The 19,888-nt window shown below is 51.1% G+C and carries 19 protein-coding genes and 1 pseudogene; 13 read left to right on the top strand and 7 right to left on the bottom strand.

All coding sequences use genetic code 11. The annotated features are described in order from the left end of the window. Positions 1–262 precede the first annotated feature (262 nt). Both mltA and tcdA read left to right on the top strand, forming a co-directional pair. Positions 263–1,360, top strand: a complete 1,098-nt coding sequence (gene mltA, locus BEG40_RS15675; protein ID WP_105285706.1) for a murein transglycosylase A — start codon at positions 263–265, stop codon at positions 1,358–1,360. A gap of 76 nt (positions 1,361–1,436) precedes the next feature. Then, on the top strand, positions 1,437–2,243 hold the full coding sequence (tcdA, locus tag BEG40_RS15670) for a tRNA cyclic N6-threonylcarbamoyladenosine(37) synthase TcdA (RefSeq protein WP_000117716.1): 807 nt from the start codon (positions 1,437–1,439) through the stop codon (positions 2,241–2,243). 50 nt (positions 2,244–2,293) lie between these two features. On the opposite strand, the gene csdE is transcribed toward tcdA, so the two are convergent. Beyond that, positions 2,294–2,737, bottom strand: a complete 444-nt coding sequence (gene csdE / locus BEG40_RS15665; protein WP_016159633.1) for a cysteine desulfurase sulfur acceptor subunit CsdE — start codon at positions 2,735–2,737, stop codon at positions 2,294–2,296. Beyond that, complete coding sequence (csdA, locus tag BEG40_RS15660; RefSeq protein ID WP_105285705.1) at positions 2,737–3,942, bottom strand: cysteine desulfurase CsdA; 1,206 nt, start codon at positions 3,940–3,942, stop codon at positions 2,737–2,739. The genes csdE and csdA overlap by 1 nt, the downstream gene beginning before the upstream one ends. Positions 3,943–4,133: 191 nt before the next feature. Between csdA and BEG40_RS15655 the strand changes: the two genes are divergently transcribed. From BEG40_RS15655 to BEG40_RS22135, 5 genes and pseudogenes are all read left to right on the top strand, one after another. After that, entirely contained in the window at positions 4,134–4,361 is a 228-nt protein-coding gene (locus tag BEG40_RS15655; RefSeq protein WP_000750399.1) for a YgdI/YgdR family lipoprotein, read from the top strand. Positions 4,362–4,711: 350 nt separating this feature from the next. After that, positions 4,712–5,629, top strand: a complete 918-nt coding sequence (gene gcvA / locus BEG40_RS15650; protein ID WP_000044401.1) for a glycine cleavage system transcriptional regulator GcvA — start codon at positions 4,712–4,714, stop codon at positions 5,627–5,629. 18 nt (positions 5,630–5,647) lie between these two features. Further along, entirely contained in the window at positions 5,648–6,043 is a 396-nt protein-coding gene (locus BEG40_RS15645) for a DUF423 domain-containing protein (RefSeq protein ID WP_000203904.1), read from the top strand. Then, positions 6,036–7,136: a 23S rRNA (cytidine(2498)-2'-O)-methyltransferase RlmM gene (rlmM, locus tag BEG40_RS15640; RefSeq protein WP_016159631.1), complete on the top strand. Its 1,101-nt coding sequence runs from the start codon at positions 6,036–6,038 to the stop codon at positions 7,134–7,136. Before BEG40_RS15645 ends, rlmM begins: the two co-directional genes overlap by 8 nt. A gap of 37 nt (positions 7,137–7,173) precedes the next feature. Then, positions 7,174–7,248: pseudogene (locus tag BEG40_RS22135) on the top strand (hypothetical protein); the annotation flags it as partial. A gap of 104 nt (positions 7,249–7,352) precedes the next feature. Here the strand turns inward: BEG40_RS22135 and xni are convergent. From xni to queF, 5 genes are all read right to left on the bottom strand, one after another. Beyond that, a complete protein-coding gene (gene xni, locus BEG40_RS15635) occupies positions 7,353–8,108 on the bottom strand; it encodes a flap endonuclease Xni (protein WP_024191161.1) in 756 nt (251 codons plus the stop codon). A gap of 111 nt (positions 8,109–8,219) precedes the next feature. Continuing rightward, positions 8,220–9,587, bottom strand: coding sequence for an L-serine ammonia-lyase II (sdaB, locus tag BEG40_RS15630; RefSeq protein ID WP_000626394.1), 1,368 nt, complete (start codon positions 9,585–9,587; stop codon positions 8,220–8,222). A gap of 57 nt (positions 9,588–9,644) precedes the next feature. After that, a complete protein-coding gene (gene sdaC, locus BEG40_RS15625) occupies positions 9,645–10,934 on the bottom strand; it encodes an HAAAP family serine/threonine permease SdaC (RefSeq protein WP_000450473.1) in 1,290 nt (429 codons plus the stop codon). Between the two features lie 556 nt (positions 10,935–11,490). Further along, complete coding sequence (gene ppnN, locus BEG40_RS15620; RefSeq protein WP_000627995.1) at positions 11,491–12,855, bottom strand: nucleotide 5'-monophosphate nucleosidase PpnN; 1,365 nt, start codon at positions 12,853–12,855, stop codon at positions 11,491–11,493. A gap of 111 nt (positions 12,856–12,966) precedes the next feature. Then, the gene (gene queF / locus BEG40_RS15615; RefSeq protein ID WP_021551300.1) at positions 12,967–13,815 is read right to left on the bottom strand and encodes an NADPH-dependent 7-cyano-7-deazaguanine reductase QueF; all 849 of its coding nucleotides are present in this window, start codon (positions 13,813–13,815) and stop codon (positions 12,967–12,969) included. A 67-nt stretch (positions 13,816–13,882) separates the two neighbouring features. Here queF and syd point away from each other — a divergent pair, with 67 nt between their 5' ends. The 6 genes from syd to gudD all read left to right on the top strand — a co-directional run bounded on the left by syd (position 13,883) and on the right by gudD (position 19,838). Then, complete coding sequence (syd, locus tag BEG40_RS15610) at positions 13,883–14,428, top strand: SecY-interacting protein (RefSeq protein WP_000342444.1); 546 nt, start codon at positions 13,883–13,885, stop codon at positions 14,426–14,428. Positions 14,429–15,051: 623 nt separating this feature from the next. Next, a complete protein-coding gene (locus BEG40_RS15605) occupies positions 15,052–15,381 on the top strand; it encodes a YqcC family protein (protein WP_105285704.1) in 330 nt (109 codons plus the stop codon). Beyond that, entirely contained in the window at positions 15,381–16,163 is a 783-nt protein-coding gene (truC, locus tag BEG40_RS15600) for a tRNA pseudouridine(65) synthase TruC (protein ID WP_105285703.1), read from the top strand. Before BEG40_RS15605 ends, truC begins: the two co-directional genes overlap by 1 nt. 17 nt (positions 16,164–16,180) lie before the next feature. Beyond that, positions 16,181–16,630, top strand: coding sequence for a flavodoxin (locus BEG40_RS15595; protein ID WP_000807745.1), 450 nt, complete (start codon positions 16,181–16,183; stop codon positions 16,628–16,630). Positions 16,631–17,049: 419 nt separating this feature from the next. Beyond that, positions 17,050–18,402, top strand: a complete 1,353-nt coding sequence (gene gudP, locus BEG40_RS15590; protein ID WP_000097076.1) for a galactarate/glucarate/glycerate transporter GudP — start codon at positions 17,050–17,052, stop codon at positions 18,400–18,402. A gap of 95 nt (positions 18,403–18,497) precedes the next feature. Continuing rightward, positions 18,498–19,838 (top strand): glucarate dehydratase, encoded by a 1,341-nt coding sequence (gene gudD, locus BEG40_RS15585; protein WP_105285702.1) that lies wholly within the window; start codon positions 18,498–18,500, stop codon positions 19,836–19,838. The last annotated feature ends 50 nt before the right edge of the window (positions 19,839–19,888 follow it).

Here is a 19,888-nt window from a genome sequence, read left to right as displayed (position 1 = left end):
CGACGACCTTCGGGTTATGAGCCCGACGAGCTACCAGGCTGCTCCACCCCGCGTCCGTGGATGCGCACTATACTCCGCTCGCGTTTTCATGCAACCTTTTTTTTACCCGGATCACGGATTTGGCATGATTTTGAACAAAAACAAAACACTATCGCCTATTTTTTGTGCAAAATTTGCGTCAGGGAGAGTCTGCTCATTTCATTAAACGCGACGGTTTGTTATCTTCGTTGTGCCTTATTTTTTTAACCTGAAGAAGAGAACAATGAAAGGACGTTGGGTAAAGTACCTTCTTATGGGCGCTGTTGTGGCGATGCTTGCCGCCTGCTCCTCCAAACCAACCGATCGCGGACAGCAATATAAAGACGGGAAATTTACCCAGCCTTTCTCTCTGGTGAACCAGCCAGATGCCGTTGGCGCGCCAATTAACGCCGGTGATTTTGCCGAGCAAATTAACCATATTCGTAATTCGTCACCGCGTCTTTATGGTAACCAGAGTAATGTTTATAACGCGGTGCAAGAGTGGCTGCGTGCAGGCGGTGATACCCGCAATATGCGCCAGTTCGGTATCGATGCCTGGCAGATGGAAGGCGCGGACAACTATGGCAACGTGCAGTTTACGGGCTATTACACGCCGGTAATTCAGGCGCGCCATACCCGCCAGGGCGAGTTCCAGTATCCTATTTACCGTATGCCACCAAAACGAGGTCGTCTGCCGTCTCGTGCGGAGATCTATGCGGGGGCACTGAGCGATAAATATATCCTCGCTTACAGCAACTCCCTGATGGATAACTTCATTATGGATGTACAGGGTAGCGGGTATATCGACTTTGGCGATGGCAGTCCGCTTAACTTCTTCAGCTATGCCGGAAAGAACGGTCATGCCTATCGCAGTATTGGTAAGGTGTTGATCGATCGTGGCGAAGTGAAAAAAGAAAATATGTCAATGCAGGCGATTCGCCACTGGGGGGAAACGCACAGTGAAGCCGAAGTTCGCGAACTGCTGGAACAGAACCCGTCTTTCGTCTTCTTTAAGCCGCAATCTTTTGCGCCGGTGAAAGGTGCAAGTGCTGTGCCGCTGGTTGGACGTGCTTCTGTTGCCTCCGATCGCTCGCTCATCCCGCCAGGTACTACCTTGCTGGCAGAAGTACCGTTGTTGGATAATAACGGTAAATTTAACGGTCAGTATGAACTGCGTCTGATGGTGGCGCTGGATGTCGGCGGCGCAATCAAAGGCCAACATTTCGATATCTATCAAGGGATCGGGCCGGAAGCCGGACACCGCGCAGGTTGGTACAACCACTATGGGCGTGTCTGGGTGCTGAAAACGGCACCGGGTGCAGGTAACGTCTTTAGCGGCTGATGTGTTATTCTGTACACCGTTTTTACGGATAAGACAGGGTGAGGGATAACCTCACCCTTTTTAATTCTGAGGTGCTATGTCTGTGGTAATTAGTGATGCCTGGCGTCAGCGTTTTGGCGGCACTGCGCGTCTGTATGGTGAGAAAGCCTTGCAACTATTTGCCGATGCACATATCTGTGTGGTCGGCATCGGTGGTGTCGGTTCCTGGGCGGCGGAAGCTCTGGCGCGCACAGGGATTGGTGCAATAACGCTTATTGATATGGATGACGTGTGTGTCACCAATACCAATCGGCAAATTCACGCGCTGCGTGATAACGTCGGGCTGGCGAAAGCGGAAGTGATGGCGGAGCGTATTCGCCAGATTAACCCGGAGTGTCGGGTGACAGTGGTGGACGATTTCGTGACGCCGGATAACGTAGCGCAATATATGAATGCCGGTTATTCATACGTTATTGATGCCATTGACAGTGTGCGACCCAAAGCGGCACTAATCGCATATTGCCGTCGCAATAAAATCCCACTGGTAACGACGGGTGGTGCAGGCGGGCAGATTGATCCGACGCAGATTCAGGTTACCGATCTGGCGAAGACCATTCAGGATCCGCTGGCGGCGAAGCTGCGTGAGCGCCTGAAAAGCGATTTCGGCGTGGTGAAAAACAGTAAAGGTAAGCTCGGTGTGGATTGTGTGTTCTCTACCGAAGCACTGGTATACCCGCAGTCAGACGGTACGGTCTGTGCGATGAAAGCCACGGCGGAAGGGCCAAAGCGAATGGATTGCGCATCAGGATTTGGTGCGGCAACGATGGTGACCGCCACCTTTGGTTTTGTTGCGGTTTCTCATGCGCTGAAGAAGATGATGGCGAAAGCAGCGCGCCAGGGATAAACAATTATGTCGGATGCGACACGAGCGTCTTATCCGACCTGGATCTGTGCTTAAACCTGTTTTGCCGCCGCGATAATCGCCTCGCTTAATGCATTCAGCCCCTGACTGCGTGAGGCGCTAAGCTGCGCACGCAATCCCAGCTCATCAAACAACGCCAGCGGCGACAGCGTTTGTAACTCGGCGGCGGTTTTGCCCTCCACGGCGGTCAACAACACCGCCAGCAGACCGCGCACAATGCGTCCTTCGCTGTCGCCAAAGAAATGCATCTTGCCGTTTTCAGCCACGGTATACCCCAGCCAGACGCGGTTTTCGCATCCGGCAATCTCTTTGGCCTGTGCTTTTAATTCGTCTGGCAAAGCAGGAAGCTGTTTCCCCAGCATGATCAACTGGCGATATTTATCTTCCCACTGCGTCAACGGCGCGAAAGTATCGCGTAACGTCTCTGCGGTAACGGTTGTGCCGAACGGATGTCCGGCGAATTGCGGGTTTGTCATTAATCCACCAATAATTCCAGCGCGCGGTCAACGGCGTTCACCAGCGCATCTACATCACTCTTTGTATTATATGGCGCAAAAGAGGCGCGCAGTGTGCCGGTTACGCCTAATTCTGCCAGTAGCGGCTGAGCGCAATGCTGCCCGGCGCGCAGGGCAATTCCGTACTCTGCCAGCAGCGTTACCATATCGCTGTGATGAACACCCGCGAAATCAAAGGCCAGCAGGCTGGAATCCTGGCAGCGGAATGAACGAAAGCCTGGACGTTTTGCCAGCGCATCTTCTGCAAGCGTCGCCAGGCTACGACTCCAACTTTCTGCCTGGTTGATATCATAATCTGCCAGCCATTCCAGCGCCGCACTTAACCCAATGACGCCTGCGACGTTGGGCGTTCCGGCTTCCAGTTTCCATGGGGCAGATTGTGTGGTGAAGCCGTCAAAACTGACTTCGTGAATCATTTTGCCACCGCCGAGCCAGGGCGACATTGCTTCCAGTAGTTCTGGTTTGCCATACAGCACGCCGATACCCGTCGGGCCGTAAAGTTTGTGACCTGAAAAAGCGTAGAAATCGATATCCAGTTGCTGAACATCTGCAGGGAAATGCACCGCGCCCTGAGCACCATCAACCATCACCACCATCCCGGCTGAATGGGCAAAGGTAATCGCTCGCGCCAGATCCGGGCAACCGCCAGTGACGTTCGACATCTGGCCCAACGCCAGAATCCGGCTACGGGGAGTAATCAGCTCCGGTAACAAATCGATATCTGGCAGCCGCTGCGCATTAAGCGGCAACTTCACCACTTTGGCTCCGGTTTGTTGGGCGACCATCAGCCAGGGGACGAGGTTGGCGTGGTGCTCTGCCACGCTGACAATAATCTCATCGCCCCGTTGCAGATGCGGACGCGCATAGCATTGCGCCACCATGTTGATGGATTCGGTGGTGCCGCGCGTCCAGACAATAGTTTTGTCATCTGGTGCATTGAGTAATTGCGCTACTTTCTCCCGCGCAGCCTCATAACGCGCGGTCAGACGTTGGGCTTCGGCAAACTGGCTGCGATGGACGTTTCCGGCGCTAAGGCTATAGAACTGTCGGGTAGCCTCAACCACGGCTTCGGGTTTGAGCGCGGTTGCGGCACTGTCGAGATAGACGCCCGCATCCTGTAATGCGGGAAACTGCGCGCGGAACTGCGCGGGATTAAAAACGTTCATGGTACTCCTCGGCTTGATTCACCGATCGTGACGCAAAATTCACTTTGATACAAGGAGAGTGCTAACCATCGGAATTATCTGGATATCCTGGCGAAGCCGCGTCAGTAACATATGCTGAATAGTGTTAGGCGTTAATTTTAGCCTGTTAATCAATACTATTAAGATTTATTAATCGCTTTAAGGAGAAGATGATGAAAAAGACTGCCGCAATTATTTCTGCCTGTATGCTGACTTTTGCCCTGAGCGCCTGTTCCGGTTCGAACTATGTGATGCACACCAATGACGGACGTACTATCGTCTCTGACGGTAAACCACAGACTGATAATGAAACCGGTATGATTTCGTATAAAGACGCTAATGGCAACAAACAGCAGATCAACCGTACCGACGTGAAAGAGATGGTCGAACTGGATCAGTAATTTGCGATCGCAAGGTAAAAAAAAGCACCGCAATTAGGCGGTGCTACATTAATCACTATGGACAGACAGGGTAAATGTACAGGAAGTGAAAAAAGGTAGCTTAGCTACCATGGTCTGAATCGCAGACCAATTGCAAACACAACAACACAACATCACAACCGTAAGCCAAAAGTTCACCAGAACACGCATTCCGATAAAACTTTTCGTTCCGGCTCAGGAAGTGCCGCCACTATAGGTATTTGCTGGTAGAAGCTCAACGGACAATTTATAATGGCTCAGATAAAAAAAACTAATAGGTTACACAGTGTGATCTAATTGTTAAATTCATTTAACATCAAAGTTTAAAAGCCATGTCAAAACGATTACCACCGCTAAATGCCTTACGAGTTTTTGATGCCGCCGCACGCCATTTAAGCTTCACGCGCGCAGCAGAAGAGCTTTTTGTGACCCAGGCCGCAGTAAGTCATCAAATCAAGTCACTTGAGGATTTTTTGGGGCTGAAACTGTTCCGTCGCCGTAATCGTTCACTCCTGCTGACCGAGGAAGGGCAAAGCTATTTCCTCGATATTAAAGAGATATTTTCGCAATTAACCGAAGCGACGCGTAAACTCCAGGCTCGTAGCGCCAAGGGGGCGTTGACGGTCAGTTTACTCCCCAGTTTTGCCATCCACTGGCTGGTGCCGCGACTTTCCAGCTTTAATTCAGCTTATCCGGGAATCGACGTTCGAATCCAGGCGGTCGATCGCCAGGAAGATAAACTGGCGGATGATGTTGATGTGGCGATATTTTATGGTCGTGGCAACTGGCCGGGGCTGCGGGTGGAAAAACTTTATGCCGAATATCTGTTGCCGGTGTGTTCTCCGCTACTGCTAACCGGCGAAAAACCCTTGAAGACGCCAGAAGATCTGGCTAAACATACGTTATTACACGATGCGTCCCGGCGTGACTGGCAGACATATACCCGCCAGTTGGGGTTAAACCATATCAACGTTCAACAAGGGCCAATCTTCAGTCACAGCGCCATGGTGCTGCAAGCGGCTATCCACGGGCAGGGAGTCGCATTGGCAAATAATGTGATGGCGCAATCGGAAATCGAGGCCGGACGCCTTGTCTGCCCGTTTAATGATGTTCTGGTCAGTAAAAATGCTTTTTATCTGGTATGTCATGACAGCCAGGCAGAACTGGGTAAAATAGCCGCCTTTCGCCAATGGATCCTGGCGAAAGCCGCTGCTGAACAAGAAAAATTCCGCTTTCGTTATGAACAATAATTTACGTAGGGTACGACCATGACCAGCCGTTTTATGCTGATTTTCGCCGCCATTAGCGGCTTCATTTTTGTGGCTCTGGGCGCTTTTGGCGCGCATGTATTAAGTAAAACCATGGGAGCCGTTGAGATGGGCTGGATCCAGACCGGCCTCGAATACCAGGCGTTCCATACGCTGGCGATTTTAGGTCTGGCAGTGGCAATGCAGCGTCGCATCAGTATCTGGTTTTACTGGAGTAGCGTTTTCCTCGCGTTAGGTACGGTGCTGTTCAGCGGTAGCCTTTATTGCCTGGCGCTGTCTCATCTGCGTTTATGGGCGTTTGTCACTCCGGTCGGCGGCGTGAGCTTCCTTGCAGGCTGGGCGTTAATGTTAGTCGGTGCTATCCGTTTGAAGCGCAAGGGCGTAAATCATGAATAAGGTTGTATTGTTGTGCCGTCCTGGCTTTGAAAAAGAGTGTGCTGCAGAAATTACCGATAAAGCCGGTCAGCGGGAAATCTTCGGTTTTGCCCGCGTTAAAGACAATGCGGGTTATGTCATTTATGAATGTTATCAACCGGATGATGGCGATAAGTTAATCCGCGAACTGCCGTTCAGTTCATTAATTTTTGCCCGCCAGTGGTTTGTGGTGGGGGAACTCCTCCAGCATTTGCCGCCAGAAGATCGTATTACGCCCATTGTTGGTATGTTGCAGGGCGTGGTAGAGAAGGGCGGAGAGTTGCGCGTTGAAGTTGCCGATACCAATGAAAGCAAAGAGCTGCTGAAATTCTGCCGTAAATTCACCGTGCCGCTACGGGCTGCCTTGCGCGAGGCGGGCGTGCTGGTGAACTATGAAACGCCGAAGCGTCCGGTTGTGCATGTATTCTTTATTGCACCAGGCTGCTGCTATACCGGCTACTCCTACAGCAATAATAATTCGCCGTTCTATATGGGGATTCCACGCCTGAAGTTTCCGGCGGATGCGCCAAGCCGTTCCACGCTTAAGCTGGAAGAGGCATTTCATGTGTTTATTCCTGCGGATGAGTGGGATGAACGCCTGGCAAATGGAATGTGGGCGGTAGATTTGGGCGCTTGTCCAGGCGGCTGGACCTACCAACTGGTGAAGCGCAACATGTGGGTATACTCCGTCGATAACGGCCCGATGGCGCAAAGTCTGATGGATACCGGGCAGGTGACGTGGCTGCGGGAAGATGGTTTCAAATTCCGTCCAACACGTAGCAACATCTCATGGATGGTGTGTGACATGGTGGAGAAACCGGCGAAAGTCGCAGCACTGATGGCACAGTGGTTGGTTAATGGCTGGTGTCGTGAAACTATCTTCAACCTTAAGCTACCGATGAAAAAACGCTACGAAGAAGTGTCACACAATCTGGCGTACATTCAGGCACAGCTTGATGAACATGGCATAAATGCTCAGATTCAGGCGCGTCAGTTGTATCACGATCGTGAAGAAGTGACGGTGCATGTCCGTCGTATCTGGGCTGCGGTGGGTGGTCGTCGCGACGAACGGTAAGTGAGTTGGCAGGGGCATTGACTCCGGTCTGGCATCCGATGTTTGTACCAGTGGCAACCCGCGTGAAGCAACGCTTGAGGATATTGTAAAGCTTTACCATACAGCGTGGTAATTACGCAGATGTGTTGATGCCGGATGCGACGCTAGCCGCGTCTTATCCGGCCTACAAGTGCATTTAATTCAATGAGTTGTTAATCGGTAGTATTCGGCACGCTGTTACCGTACCAACCGCAATTGCTGTAAATTGCCGTCGATATGTAAATCGGTTTGTAAGCGGGCAATATCGCGGCACAGAAACGCCATCTCTTTATGGGTTTCCAGTTTCTTGCGCCACTTTTCGGCAACCGCGTCAATATTTTCATATATCCCTTCCAGACTCTGAAACTCGACGAGTAACTGCGTGGCGCTTTTTGGCCCGATCCCCGCAACACCCGGCACCTTTGAACTGCTGATCCCCGCCAGCCCCCAATAATCGGGTAACTGCTGCGGTTGAACGCCAAATTCTTTATCGATAAACGGCGCATCCAGCCAACGTTTCTGGAAGTAATCACGAATACGTAATGTAGGTGAAAGTAACTGACAGTAGCCTTTATCTGTCGAAACAATAGTTGCCTGATGCCCGGCTTGAGTCACTTTGACCGCCAGCGTGGCGGCTAAGTCATCGGCTTCGTTGCCGCTGGCTGACCAGCACGGGACGCCACGTTGTTCAAAGGCGGCGCGTAACGCAGGCATTTCGTTGTGCAACTCTTCGGGCATTGGCGGACGACCGGCTTTGTAATCAGGTAAGCGTTGATGACGCCAGCCGCTACTGCGGTTTTCATCATCAAAAACGGCGACGGCATGGGTTGGCTGGCTGTGCATAATGAGCTGATCGAGCGCGTGCTGGCAGGTTTCGACACAGGGCGACCCCTGAACAGCATGAATGCGACGAATAAGATTCAGTGCATCGACAATAAGCAAATGAACAGCCACGATAACCCCCTTAAAGATCAGGCGATAAGGGTAACATTCGATATCGGAAGAGGCTACGGCTGGATGAGAAAACAGGAAGAGGCCTCGCAAAACGAGGCCTCTGGAGAGCGATTAATCGCAGGCAACAATCTTCATCGCCAGGCCACCACGAGAGGTTTCGCGGTATTTGGCGTTCATATCTTTACCTGTTTCGTACATGGTTTCGATAACTTTGTCGAGGCAGACGCGCGGCTCGCTGGTACGGCGCAGCGCCATACGCGCGGCGTTCACCGCTTTCACTGCCGCAATGGCGTTACGCTCGATGCACGGCACCTGTACTTGTCCGGCGACTGGGTCACACGTCAGGCCGAGGTTATGTTCCATGGCGATTTCTGCCGCGATGCATACCTGTGCAGGGCTTGCGCCTAACAGTTCAGCCAGACCCGCCGCCGCCATTGAGCACGCAACGCCAACTTCGCCCTGGCAGCCGACTTCGGCACCAGAAATCGAGGCGTTCATCTTATAAAGAGAACCAATGGCGCTTGCTACCAGCAGGTAACGAGCCAGTGAGTTAGCGTTCACTTCACGGATAAACTTGTCGTAGTACGCCAGCACTGCCGGGATAATCCCGCACGCGCCGTTAGTCGGTGCAGTCACCACGCGACCACCAGCAGCGTTCTCTTCGTTCACTGCCAGCGCGAACATGTTGATCCAGTCAACAACCGCCATCGGGTCAGTGGTGTTTTTGTCCTGGCTGACCAGCATCCGGCGCAGCGCCGCCGCACGGCGTGGAACGCGCAGTTTGCCTGGCAGCACGCCTTCGGTGGAAATACCGCGCTCAATACCGCCGCGCATCACGTCCCAGACGTTCGCCAGGTGCTGTTCCAGCTCTTCTTTGCTGTGCAGCGCCAGTTCGTTTTTCATCATCAGGCCAGAGAGTGACAGCCCGGTTTCCTGACAATGCTTTTGCAGATCGGCTGCTGAACTGTACGGATACGGAACTTCAACCGGTGCGCTATCCTGCTGACCAAAATGTTCTTCATCAACGATAAAGCCACCGCCGATGGAGTAGTAAGTCTGGCTGTAAACGACTTTATCGCCCGCCAGCGCGGTGATGCGCATACCGTTTTCATGCAGAGAAAGGTTGTCGGCATGGAAGTTCATGCATTCATCAACCGGGAACTCGACTTCGTGCTGACCGTTTGCCAGCATCAGGCGACCGTGAGTATTCACATCCTGAATAAAACCAGGGATGGAATCGATATCCACGGTATCCGGCAGGTTACCCGCCAGGCCCATAATAATGGCGATATCCGTGTGGTGGCCTTTACCGGTCAGAGAGAGCGAGCCGTAGACATCAACCACCACGCGGGTCACGTCTTTTAGCAAGTTACGGGCAATCAGATCGTCGGTAAATTGTTTACCCGCTTTCATTGGTCCAACGGTATGGGAACTGGAAGGGCCAATGCCGATTTTGAAAATATCGAATACGCTAATCATAGGAAATTCATCGGGTTAAAACGGAGGAAGCGCCGCCCGAAAGCGGCGCGAAAGGATTTAGCTGAACAGAGAGTAGAAAATTGCGGAGATAGCAATCAGACCCATCACGACAACGAATACGTTGCTGATGTGACCGCTGTACTTACGCATTGCCGGTACTTTCTGGATTGCGTACATCGGCATCAGGAACAGGATCATCGCGATGATTGGGCCGCCCAGGGTTTCAATCATCCCCAGGATGCTCGGGTTCAGCGTAGCAACAATCCAGGTCGTTACCAGCATGAACAGCGCAGTGATACGGTTCAGCTTGTTGATTTCGATAGACTTACCTTTACCACGCAGAGATTTAATCACCATACCGTTGAAGCCTTCACGCGCACCCAGGTAGTGACCGAGGAAGGATTTGGTGATAGCGATAATCGCGATAATCGGAGCCATCCACGCGATGATCGGCGCGTTAAAGTGGTTAGCCAGGTAAGACAGAATCGAGATGTTCTGCTCTTTTGCTGCAGCCAGGTCTGCCGGAGTCAGGCTCAGTACGCAGCTGAATACGAAGAACATTACGGTCAGCACCATCATGATGTGTGCGAATGCCAGGATCTTCGAGCATTTCTGTTCTGCCATATCACCGTACTCTTCACGCTTCGCAACGGCGAAAGAAGAGATGATCGGAGAGTGGTTGAACGAGAACACCATTACCGGGATTGCCAGCCACAGGGTCATCCACAGACCGTTTCCGGTTGCTGATGCAGTGTCCAGAGACAGCGTTTCCAGAGCTGCGCCATTCCACTGCGGGATCAGGTACAGAGCCAGCAGCATCAGTACGCCAACAAACGGGAATACCAGAATACTCATCGCCTTAACGATCATCTGCTCACCGAAGCGAACGATGGTCATCATACCTACGATCAGGATCAGCGACAGAATCGCACGCGGCGGCGGCGTCATACCCAGCTGGTGAGACATGAAGCTTTCAACCGTGTTGGTGATTGCCACGCTATAAACCAGCAGGATCGGGTAGATAGCGAAGAAGTACAGCAGAGTAATCAGTTTACCTGCACCAATACCAAAGTGTTCTTCTACTACCTCGGTGATATCTTCGCCCGGGTTTTTACCAGACAGTACGAAGCGAGTCAGGCCACGGTGAGCAAAAAACGTCATCGGGAACGCAAGGATGGCCATGATGATCAGCGGGATCATACCGCCAACACCGGCGTTGATTGGCAGGAACAGTACACCCGCGCCGATTGCCGTGCCGTACAGGCCCAGCATCCACATGGTGTCTGTCTTGCGCCAGGCACTGCGAGAGTCTTTCGACGCAATCGTGCTGGTTTGAGTCGTTTCCATCTATTTCTCCTGGAGGAATGCAAATAATTCAGCTTTTAGCCAGTTCAGCCCGGGAAGGTGCCTGGCCGTAAAAATGAAATCTGTCTATCGGCGGTGGCTTAATCATTTTCCGCCGTAATAATTTGAGGGCGGAAAGATACACACAAGTTATGCATCTATCAGTGATCTTGATCTCAAATACAATAATCTACTTAGAAGATAGATAATCCCAACTCTTTACTCTGTAAATCAAAAGTAAAAGAGAATTTAAGGGCAATATTTTCCCACTAAACGATATCTGGTTTCTTCCGGGGCGCGCAATATATGTAGGTTGAACTGAAAAAATCAATACTTTTAGTTAATCATGATAAGAATTTCTTTTTCACAGTAATAAAATGCGGTTTATGAAAGCAGGTAAACGTTTGCGTTGCAATATAAATTGTATGATATATTAATATTGGTGATATTAATTGCCCTCTGATGCGTTGAAACATTCAGATAACAAATGAAATGGATTGGTGAGTGAGTGACCAAAAAAGAGAAAACCCGGCAACAAACGTTACCGGGGGAAGGGCGATTATGTGCAGATTTCGTAGCAAGGGATGTAGGCGGAGCCAGGCAACTTCATACGGTGCTGGGCGACAAAACCCTGGAGCAGGTCGTCCATACGACGCATTATCTCTTTATCGCCGTTGATTTTGTAAGGACCAAACTCTTCAATGGCGCGAATACCGACCTCTTTCACGTTACCCGCCACAATACCGGAGAACGCGCGACGCAGGTCAGCGGCCAAAACTTCTACAGGCTGATCCGGGTACAGTTTCAGATTAGCCATGTTCTCGTGAGACGGCTCAAACGGCATTTGCAGATCTGGCGCAATGCGCATTGACCAGTTAAAGCTGTAAGCATCACCGGTGTCGCGGCGATTTTCTTTCACCAGCGGCATCGATTTTTTCATCTGACGAGCGACTTCAGCAGCGTCATCAATGATGATGCGGTAATGGCGGCGCGCGTTTTCTCCCAGCGTATGCACGACAAACTCGTCCAGTACGCGGAAGTAATCGGCGCTCTCTTTCGGACCGGTGAGGATCAGCGGTAAAACCTGATCTTTATTTGCCGGATTCATCAAAATTCCCAGCAAATAGAGCAACTCTTCTGCCGTACCCACACCGCCTGGGAAGATAATGATGCCGTGAGCGATACGCACAAACGCTTCCAGACGTTTTTCGATATCCGGCATGATTATCAATTCGTTGACCAGCGGGTTAGGCGGTTCAGCGGCGATAATTGACGGCTCTGTCATACCAATAAAACGGCTGTCTTTGTAACGCTGCTGAGCGTGACCCACTGCCGCGCCTTTCATCGGTGCTTCCATCGCACCCGGGCCGCAACCGGTGCAGATATTTAACTCACGCAGACCCAGCTGATTTCCGACGCGACGGGCATACAAATACTCGTTTTCGTTGATTGAGTGACCGCCCCAGCACACAACCATATTTGGCGCTTCGCCGACATGCAGTGCGCGAGCATTACGCAATATAGAAAAGACCAGATTAGTAATGTGGACAGAGTTGTCGAGATTCAGGTTTGGAAAACGAACGGTGTTATGGATTTGCCCATAGACGAAGAGAATGTCGCGCAGAACAGCGAACAAGTTGGCCTGCAAGGCACGAATAATGCGCCCATCGACAAAAGCTTCTTCCGGGGGGTTGATCAGTTCTAACTTAACGCCACGTTCACGGCGTAGCACGTTAATGTCAAAATTTTCAAAACGAGACAGCAATTCTTTGCTGTTATCGGTCAAACTACCGGAGTTCAGAACAGCAAGTGAACAGTTGCGAAACAGTTGATAGAGGTCGCTGCTGGCGGTGCGTTTAAGCATATCCACTTCCAGCTGCGACAACATATCCATGGAGCCAAGCGGGCTAATATGTGTAATCAAGAAAAACTCCTTATGGGACGAATATCGTCATTCCCTTTGATTACAATAGCCCTGCCTGATGGCCTTTCACAACTCTATGCGTGAATCCAGTACGCAAAAATGAGAAAAAATTTATTGTCGTACCAGTCGGGTCGTCGATGGGACAAAGTCGCTATTGCTACGCCACGGGTTAATGTCCAGGCCGCCACGACGGGTATAACGCGCATAGACGCTTAATTTCTCTGGCTGGCAGAAGCGCAGCAGGTCATTGAAAATACGCTCTACGCACTGCTCATGGAACTCGTTGTGATGACGGAAAGAAACCAGATAACGCAGCAGTTTTTCCCTGTCAATTTTGCGTCCACGGTACTGAATTTGGATCGAACCCCAATCTGGCTGATGGGTGATCAGGCAGTTTGACTTCAGCAGGTGGCTAACCAGCGTCTCTTCCACCACTTTTTCACCGCTGGCGGCATTCTCAAGATAGTCAGTGGTAAATTCATAGTTATCGATAGCGATATCCTGGTCATCAATGCAGGTGCCATTGAAATGACCCATCGGCTGGCCTTCCAGTTCATCAAGACGATATAAGGCCACGCTAACTTTACCCTGGGCGCAGGTGCTTAAGTCTCGTTCCAGCGTCTGACGCACCTCGTCCCAGTGATTAAAACGCGTCTGGTTAAAACTGTTGAGATAGAGCTTAAAACTCTTCGACTCAATCAGATTTACGCTGGTGTAATCAAGTTCAACATGACCGACCGCGACCTGTGGCAAACCTTTGGCATTCAGCCAGGAAAGTTCATACAGCGTCCAGATATCCGCACCGTGAAAAGGCAGGTTATCCGCTTTCAGACCCAATGGATCGCGATTCAGACTACGCGGAACGCCTTGCAGCAGACTGGCGTCATAGGTATCCCGGTAATCGGTTGATTTCCCGAGAGTCAGGCCCGCAAGTGCCTGATGGTTTGCATAAGAAGACATGTTTCACCGTCATAAACCAGATAAACTAAACAACAAGTGTATCTGGTTTAAGTGAAGAGAGAAATTAGTGGACGATTTGACCGCACAAGCCTTAAGAGATTTTACTGCGCGCTACTGCGATGCGTGGCATGAGCAGCATAAAAGCTGGCCGTTAAGTGAGGAGCTGTATGGTGTGCCTTCACCATGCATTATTTCAACCACCGATGACGCCGTATACTGGCAACCCCAGCCGTTTACCGGTGAACAAAATGTAAACGCGGTTGAACGCGCTTTTGATATTGTGATACAACCCACAATTCATACTTTCTATACAACCCAGTTTGCCGGGGACATGTATGCCCGGTTTGGTGATATCTCACTGACATTACTGCAAACCTGGAGCGAAGACGACTTCCGTCGGGTGCAGGAAAATCTGATTGGTCATCTGGTGACTCAGAAACGGCTAAAACTGCCGCCCACGCTATTTATCGCGACGCTGGAAGAAGAGTTAGAGGTTATCTCGGTGTGTAATCTCTCTGGTGAAGTGTGCAAAGAGACGCTGGGAACGCGTAAACGGACGCATTTAGCCTCAAATCTTGCGGAATTCCTTAACCAACTTAAGCCCCTTCTGTAATCCAAATACCCCGTCTGGTTGTGAGAGATCTCTTACAGACCCTGTAGGAGATCGCCAGGAAATAAGCGAATACTTAAAAAGATAAGAATCGATATTTCCATTTAAAATCAATCTATTACTTGTTAATTCTTAACTTTCATATGAAATTATCCTTAAGGCATTGTCTGTAAGCTCCTTGTAAGACTCAGCGAAAAAGACGATTCTATCTTCGTCGACAGGGAGTCAGACAATAGAAGTGAACATTAGGATGATGACACTTCTGAAGGACACGCCAGGACGGTGTTTCAGGGAAAGGCTTCTGGATGAAGCGAAGAGGATAACGCAGGACGCGTTAAAGGACACCTCCAGGATGGAGAATGAGAACCGGTCAGGATGATTCGGTGGGTCAGGAAGGCCAGGGACACTTCAGGATGAAGTATCACATCGGGGTGGTGTGAGCAGGAAGCGATAGTTCAGGATGAACGATTGGTCGCAAGACCAGAGGAAAAGTTGTCAAGGATGAGCAGGGAGCAACAAAAGTAGCTGGATTGCTGCGAAACGAACCGGGAGCACTGTGAATACAGTGCTCCCTTTTTTTATTCCTGCTATCCTTCGCGGCAGTTTTTTCTTATTGAGGTTGCTTTATGACCACTCATGACCGCGTTCGTCTCCAGTTGCAGGTGCTTGAATCGTTACTGCGTGAACATCAGCACTGGCGAAACGATGAGCCCCAGCCGCATCAATTCAACAGTACCCAACCGTTCTTTATGGACACCATGGAGCCACTGGAGTGGTTGCAGTGGGTACTTATCCCACGGATGCACGATTTATTAGATAACAACCAGCCATTACCGGGGGCATTTGCCGTGGCGCCGTACTATGAAATGGCGCTGGCGACGGACCACCCGCAACGCACGCTTATTCTGGCGGAACTGGAAAAGCTGGATGCTCTTTTTGCGGATGATGCAAACTGATGCTGGAAATACTCTACCAGGATGAATGGCTGGTTGCGGTAAATAAACCGTCTGGCTGGCTGGTCCACCGTAGCTGGCTGGATCGCGACGAGAAAGTGGTGGTCATGCAAACCGTGCGTGACCAGATTGGTCAGCACGTATTTACCGCGCATCGCCTGGACAGACCAACTTCCGGCGTATTGCTGATGGGACTGTCCAGCGAAGCTGGACGGCTGCTGGCACAACAGTTTGAACAGCATCAAATCCAGAAACGTTACCATGCGATAGTTCGTGGCTGGCTAATGGAAGAAGCGGCGCTGGATTATCCACTGGTGGAAGAACTGGACAAAATCGCCGATAAATTTGCCCGAGAAGATAAAGGCCCGCAGCCAGCGGTAACGCATTATCGCGGTCTGGCGACGGTGGAAATGCCAGTCGCAACCGGACGTTACCCGACCACGCGCTACGGCCTGGTGGAACTGGAGCCGAAAACCGGACGCAAACACCAGCTCCGCCGCCATCTTGCCCATTTGCGTCATCCAATTATTGGCGACAGCAAACATGGTGATTTACGCCAGAATCGCAGCGGTGCTGAACATTTTGGCCTCCAGCGGTTAATGCTACATGCCAGTCAGTTGTCATTGACGCATCCGTTCACTGGCGAACCGCTGACTATTCACGCGGGGCTGGACGACACCTGGATGCTGGCGTTATCACAATTTGGCTGGCGTGGTCTGCTTCCTGAAAATGAAAGGGTTGAGTTCAGTGCGCCATCAGGTCAGGATGGTGAGATAAGTTCCTAATCCAGGGAGAAAACGGTATGGCGGAAATTGGTATTTTTGTGGGCACCATGTACGGAAACTCGCTGTTAGTGGCGGAAGAGGCGGAAGCAATTTTGACCGCGCAGGGTCACAAAGCAACGGTGTTTGAAGATCCAGAATTAAGCGACTGGCTGCCTTATCAGGACAAGTTCGTGCTGGTGGTTACGTCCACGACCGGGCAAGGCGACCTTCCTGACAGCATTGTGCCGCTCTTTCAGGGAATCAAAGATAGTCTCGGTTTTCAGCCGAATCTGCGTTATGGCGTGATTGCGCTCGGCGACAGTAGTTATGTGAATTTCTGCAATGGCGGCAAACAGTTCGATGCGTTGTTGCAGGAACAGAGTGCGCAGCGGATAGGGGAAATGCTGCTGATTGACGCCAGTGAGCACCCGGAACCTGAAACGGAATCAAACCCGTGGGTCGAACAGTGGGGCACGCTGTTGTCCTGACAAATTGCCGTTTTAAGCAAACTGAATCGAATCCTTTCAGGCAAATGCCAGTAAAAACTCGCAAATGTGACGGTTTTTTACTGGCGTTTGCCTGGAGTCAAGCGATCCATTTCATACTCTTCTTTATTTCTCCGTTATAACCCTTCCTTTCTTGTTCTTGTTTTCATTTCCGTGAAGTTGATTCCACCGTCCAGGGCTAATGCCAAAATCGAGCCTCATTGAACGCATTAATGTTGTGTTGTTGCACGGTGAGCCGCTATGGCGCGCTTTTTATACTGCTGATGCCAGATATAAACACGCGCCGCATTCGGCGAACGACCTATAAAAACGGCAAAAAACACCCTACGTCACCTCTGATTTCCTGGCGGTATTGCAGTCCAGAGTGAGCGTGGCTAACGCGAATTTTCAGGAGTGCAACAATGAGTTCTTTAAGTCAGGCTGCGAGCAGTGTGGAAAAACGCACTAATGCTCGTTACTGGATAGTGGTGATGTTGTTTATCGTCACATCCTTCAACTACGGCGACCGCGCTACGCTCTCTATCGCCGGTTCGGAAATGGCCAAAGATATCGGCCTTGATCCAGTGGGAATGGGCTATGTGTTCTCTGCTTTCTCATGGGCTTATGTCATTGGGCAGATCCCTGGCGGCTGGTTGCTGGATCGCTTTGGTTCAAAACGCGTCTACTTCTGGTCGATCTTTATCTGGTCGATGTTTACCTTGCTGCAAGGCTTTGTCGATATCTTTAGTGGATTTGGCATTATCGTTGCCTTGTTTACGCTGCGCTTCCTGGTCGGGCTTGCTGAAGCGCCATCTTTCCCCGGCAACAGTCGCATTGTAGCGGCCTGGTTTCCGGCGCAGGAAAGAGGAACGGCGGTGTCGATTTTTAACTCCGCACAATACTTTGCGACGGTTATCTTCGCGCCGATTATGGGCTGGCTGACTCATGAAGTGGGCTGGTCACACGTTTTCTTCTTTATGGGCGGTCTGGGCATTGTCATCAGCTTTATCTGGTTGAAAGTCATCCACGAGCCAAATCAACATCCGGGCGTAAATCAGAAAGAGCTGGACTACATTGCTGCGGGCGGTGCGCTTATCAATATGGATCAGCAAAACACCAAAGTTAAAGTGCCGTTCAGCGTGAAGTGGGGGCAAATCAAACAGTTGCTAGGTTCGCGGATGATGATCGGCGTTTATATTGGTCAGTATTGTATCAACGCTATGACTTACTTCTTTATCACCTGGTTTCCGGTTTATCTGGTGCAGGCGCGTGGGATGTCGATTTTGAAAGCGGGGTTTGTTGCGTCTGTTCCGGCGGTTTGCGGTTTTATCGGCGGTGTGCTGGGTGGGATTATTTCCGACTGGCTGATGCGTCGCACGGGGTCGCTGAACATTGCGCGTAAAACGCCGATCGTGATGGGCATGTTGCTGTCGATGGTGATGGTGTTCTGTAACTACGTCAACGTTGAGTGGATGATCATCGGCTTTATGGCGCTGGCCTTCTTCGGTAAGGGCATCGGGGCGCTGGGTTGGGCTGTAATGGCAGATACCGCGCCAAAAGAGATCAGCGGTCTTTCCGGTGGCCTGTTCAACATGTTCGGTAACATTTCTGGCATCGTCACACCTATCGCAATTGGTTATATCGTTGGCACGACGGGCTCCTTTAATGGGGCGCTGATTTACGTTGGGGTTCATGCCTTAATCGCGGTACTGAGTTATCTGGTGCTGGTGGGTGATATCAAGCGTATTGAGCTGAAACCTGTCGCGGGAAAATAAAATGATAACCCCGATTTCAAACATCCCGGCTCCTGAATTTCTGACCGTAAACGTCCCGTTTTCGGCCGTCATTGATTCTGAATAAGGACATAAACATGAGTTCTCAATTTACGACGCCCGTTGTTACTGAAATGCAGGTAATTCCGGTTGCGGGTCACGACAGTATGCTGATGAACCTGAGTGGCGCACACGCGCCGTTCTTCACGCGTAATATTGTGATCATCAAAGATAACTCCGGTCACACCGGCGTAGGGGAAATTCCCGGCGGTGAGAAAATCCGTAAAACGCTGGAAGATGCGATTCCGCTGGTGGTGAGTAAAACCCTCGGCGAGTACAAAAACGTTCTGACGCTGGTGCGTAACACGTTTGCCGATCGTGATGCTGGCGGGCGGGGCTTACAGACATTTGATTTGCGTACCACGATTCATGTGGTGACTGGAATTGAAGCGGCAATGCTGGATCTGCTGGGGCAGCATCTGGGGGTTAACGTGGCGTCGCTGCTGGGCGATGGTCAACAGCGTAGCGAAGTCGAAATGCTGGGCTATCTGTTCTTTGTGGGTAATCGCAACGCTACACCGCTGCCGTATCAAAGCCAGCCGGATGACTCATGCGACTGGTATCGCCTGCGTCACGAAGAAGCGATGACGCCGGATGCGGTGGTGCGCCTGGCGGAAGCAGCATATGAAAAATATGGCTTTAATGATTTCAAACTGAAGGGCGGTGTACTGGCCGGGGAAGAAGAAGCCGAATCTATCGTGGCACTGGCGAAACGCTTCCCGCAGGCGCGTATTACCCTCGATCCTAACGGTGCCTGGTCGCTGAACGAAGCGATTAAAATTGGTAAATACCTGAAAGGTTCGCTGGCTTATGCAGAAGATCCGTGCGGTGCGGAGCAAGGTTTCTCCGGGCGTGAAGTGATGGCTGAGTTCCGTCGCGCAACTGGCCTGCCAACCGCAACCAACATGATCGCCACCGACTGGCGGCAGATGGGCCATACGCTCTCCCTGCAATCAGTTGATATCCCGCTGGCAGACCCGCATTTCTGGACGATGCAAGGTTCAGTGCGAGTGGCGCAGATGTGCCATGAATTTGGCCTGACCTGGGGTTCACACTCCAACAACCACTTCGATATTTCCCTGGCGATGTTTACCCATGTTGCAGCCGCTGCACCGGGTAAAATCACCGCTATTGATACGCACTGGATCTGGCAGGAAGGTAATCAGCGCCTGACCAAAGAACCGTTTGAGATCAAAGGCGGTTTGGTACAGGTGCCGGAGAAACCGGGGTTGGGTGTAGAAATCGATATGGATCAGGTGATGAAAGCGCACGAGTTGTATCAGAAACATGGGCTTGGCGCGCGTGACGATGCGATGGGAATGCAGTACCTGATCCCAGGCTGGACGTTCGATAACAAGCGTCCTTGCATGGTGCGTTAAGACAGATAACAAAAACCGGCTCTGTCTGGAGCCGGTTTTTACTCGATAAA

It is taken from the genome of Escherichia sp. MOD1-EC5495 (genome assembly GCF_002965965.1).
Taxonomy (GTDB): Bacteria; Pseudomonadota; Gammaproteobacteria; order Enterobacterales; family Enterobacteriaceae; genus Escherichia; species Escherichia ruysiae.
Note: the sequence above shows the minus strand (reverse complement) of the source record. Positions and strands in the feature narration are given on the sequence as shown.

Bases quoted from the DNA above. Each gene is read 5' to 3' on its own strand.
- mltA (WP_105285706.1), top strand. From the start codon at position 263: ATGAAAGGACGTTGGGTAAAGTACCTTCTTATGGGCGCTGTTGTGGCG.
- tcdA (WP_000117716.1), top strand. From the start codon at position 1,437: ATGTCTGTGGTAATTAGTGATGCCTGGCGTCAGCGTTTTGGCGGCACT.
- csdE (WP_016159633.1), bottom strand. From the start codon at position 2,737: ATGACAAACCCGCAATTCGCCGGACATCCGTTCGGCACAACCGTTACC.
- csdA (WP_105285705.1), bottom strand. From the start codon at position 3,942: ATGAACGTTTTTAATCCCGCGCAGTTCCGCGCGCAGTTTCCCGCATTA.
- BEG40_RS15655 (WP_000750399.1), top strand. From the start codon at position 4,134: ATGAAAAAGACTGCCGCAATTATTTCTGCCTGTATGCTGACTTTTGCC.
- gcvA (WP_000044401.1), top strand. From the start codon at position 4,712: ATGTCAAAACGATTACCACCGCTAAATGCCTTACGAGTTTTTGATGCC.
- BEG40_RS15645 (WP_000203904.1), top strand. From the start codon at position 5,648: ATGACCAGCCGTTTTATGCTGATTTTCGCCGCCATTAGCGGCTTCATT.
- rlmM (WP_016159631.1), top strand. From the start codon at position 6,036: ATGAATAAGGTTGTATTGTTGTGCCGTCCTGGCTTTGAAAAAGAGTGT.
- sdaB (WP_000626394.1), bottom strand. From the start codon at position 9,587: ATGATTAGCGTATTCGATATTTTCAAAATCGGCATTGGCCCTTCCAGT.
- sdaC (WP_000450473.1), bottom strand. From the start codon at position 10,934: ATGGAAACGACTCAAACCAGCACGATTGCGTCGAAAGACTCTCGCAGT.
- queF (WP_021551300.1), bottom strand. From the start codon at position 13,815: ATGTCTTCTTATGCAAACCATCAGGCACTTGCGGGCCTGACTCTCGGG.
- BEG40_RS15605 (WP_105285704.1), top strand. From the start codon at position 15,052: ATGACCACTCATGACCGCGTTCGTCTCCAGTTGCAGGTGCTTGAATCG.
- truC (WP_105285703.1), top strand. From the start codon at position 15,381: ATGCTGGAAATACTCTACCAGGATGAATGGCTGGTTGCGGTAAATAAA.
- BEG40_RS15595 (WP_000807745.1), top strand. From the start codon at position 16,181: ATGGCGGAAATTGGTATTTTTGTGGGCACCATGTACGGAAACTCGCTG.
- gudP (WP_000097076.1), top strand. From the start codon at position 17,050: ATGAGTTCTTTAAGTCAGGCTGCGAGCAGTGTGGAAAAACGCACTAAT.
- gudD (WP_105285702.1), top strand. From the start codon at position 18,498: ATGAGTTCTCAATTTACGACGCCCGTTGTTACTGAAATGCAGGTAATT.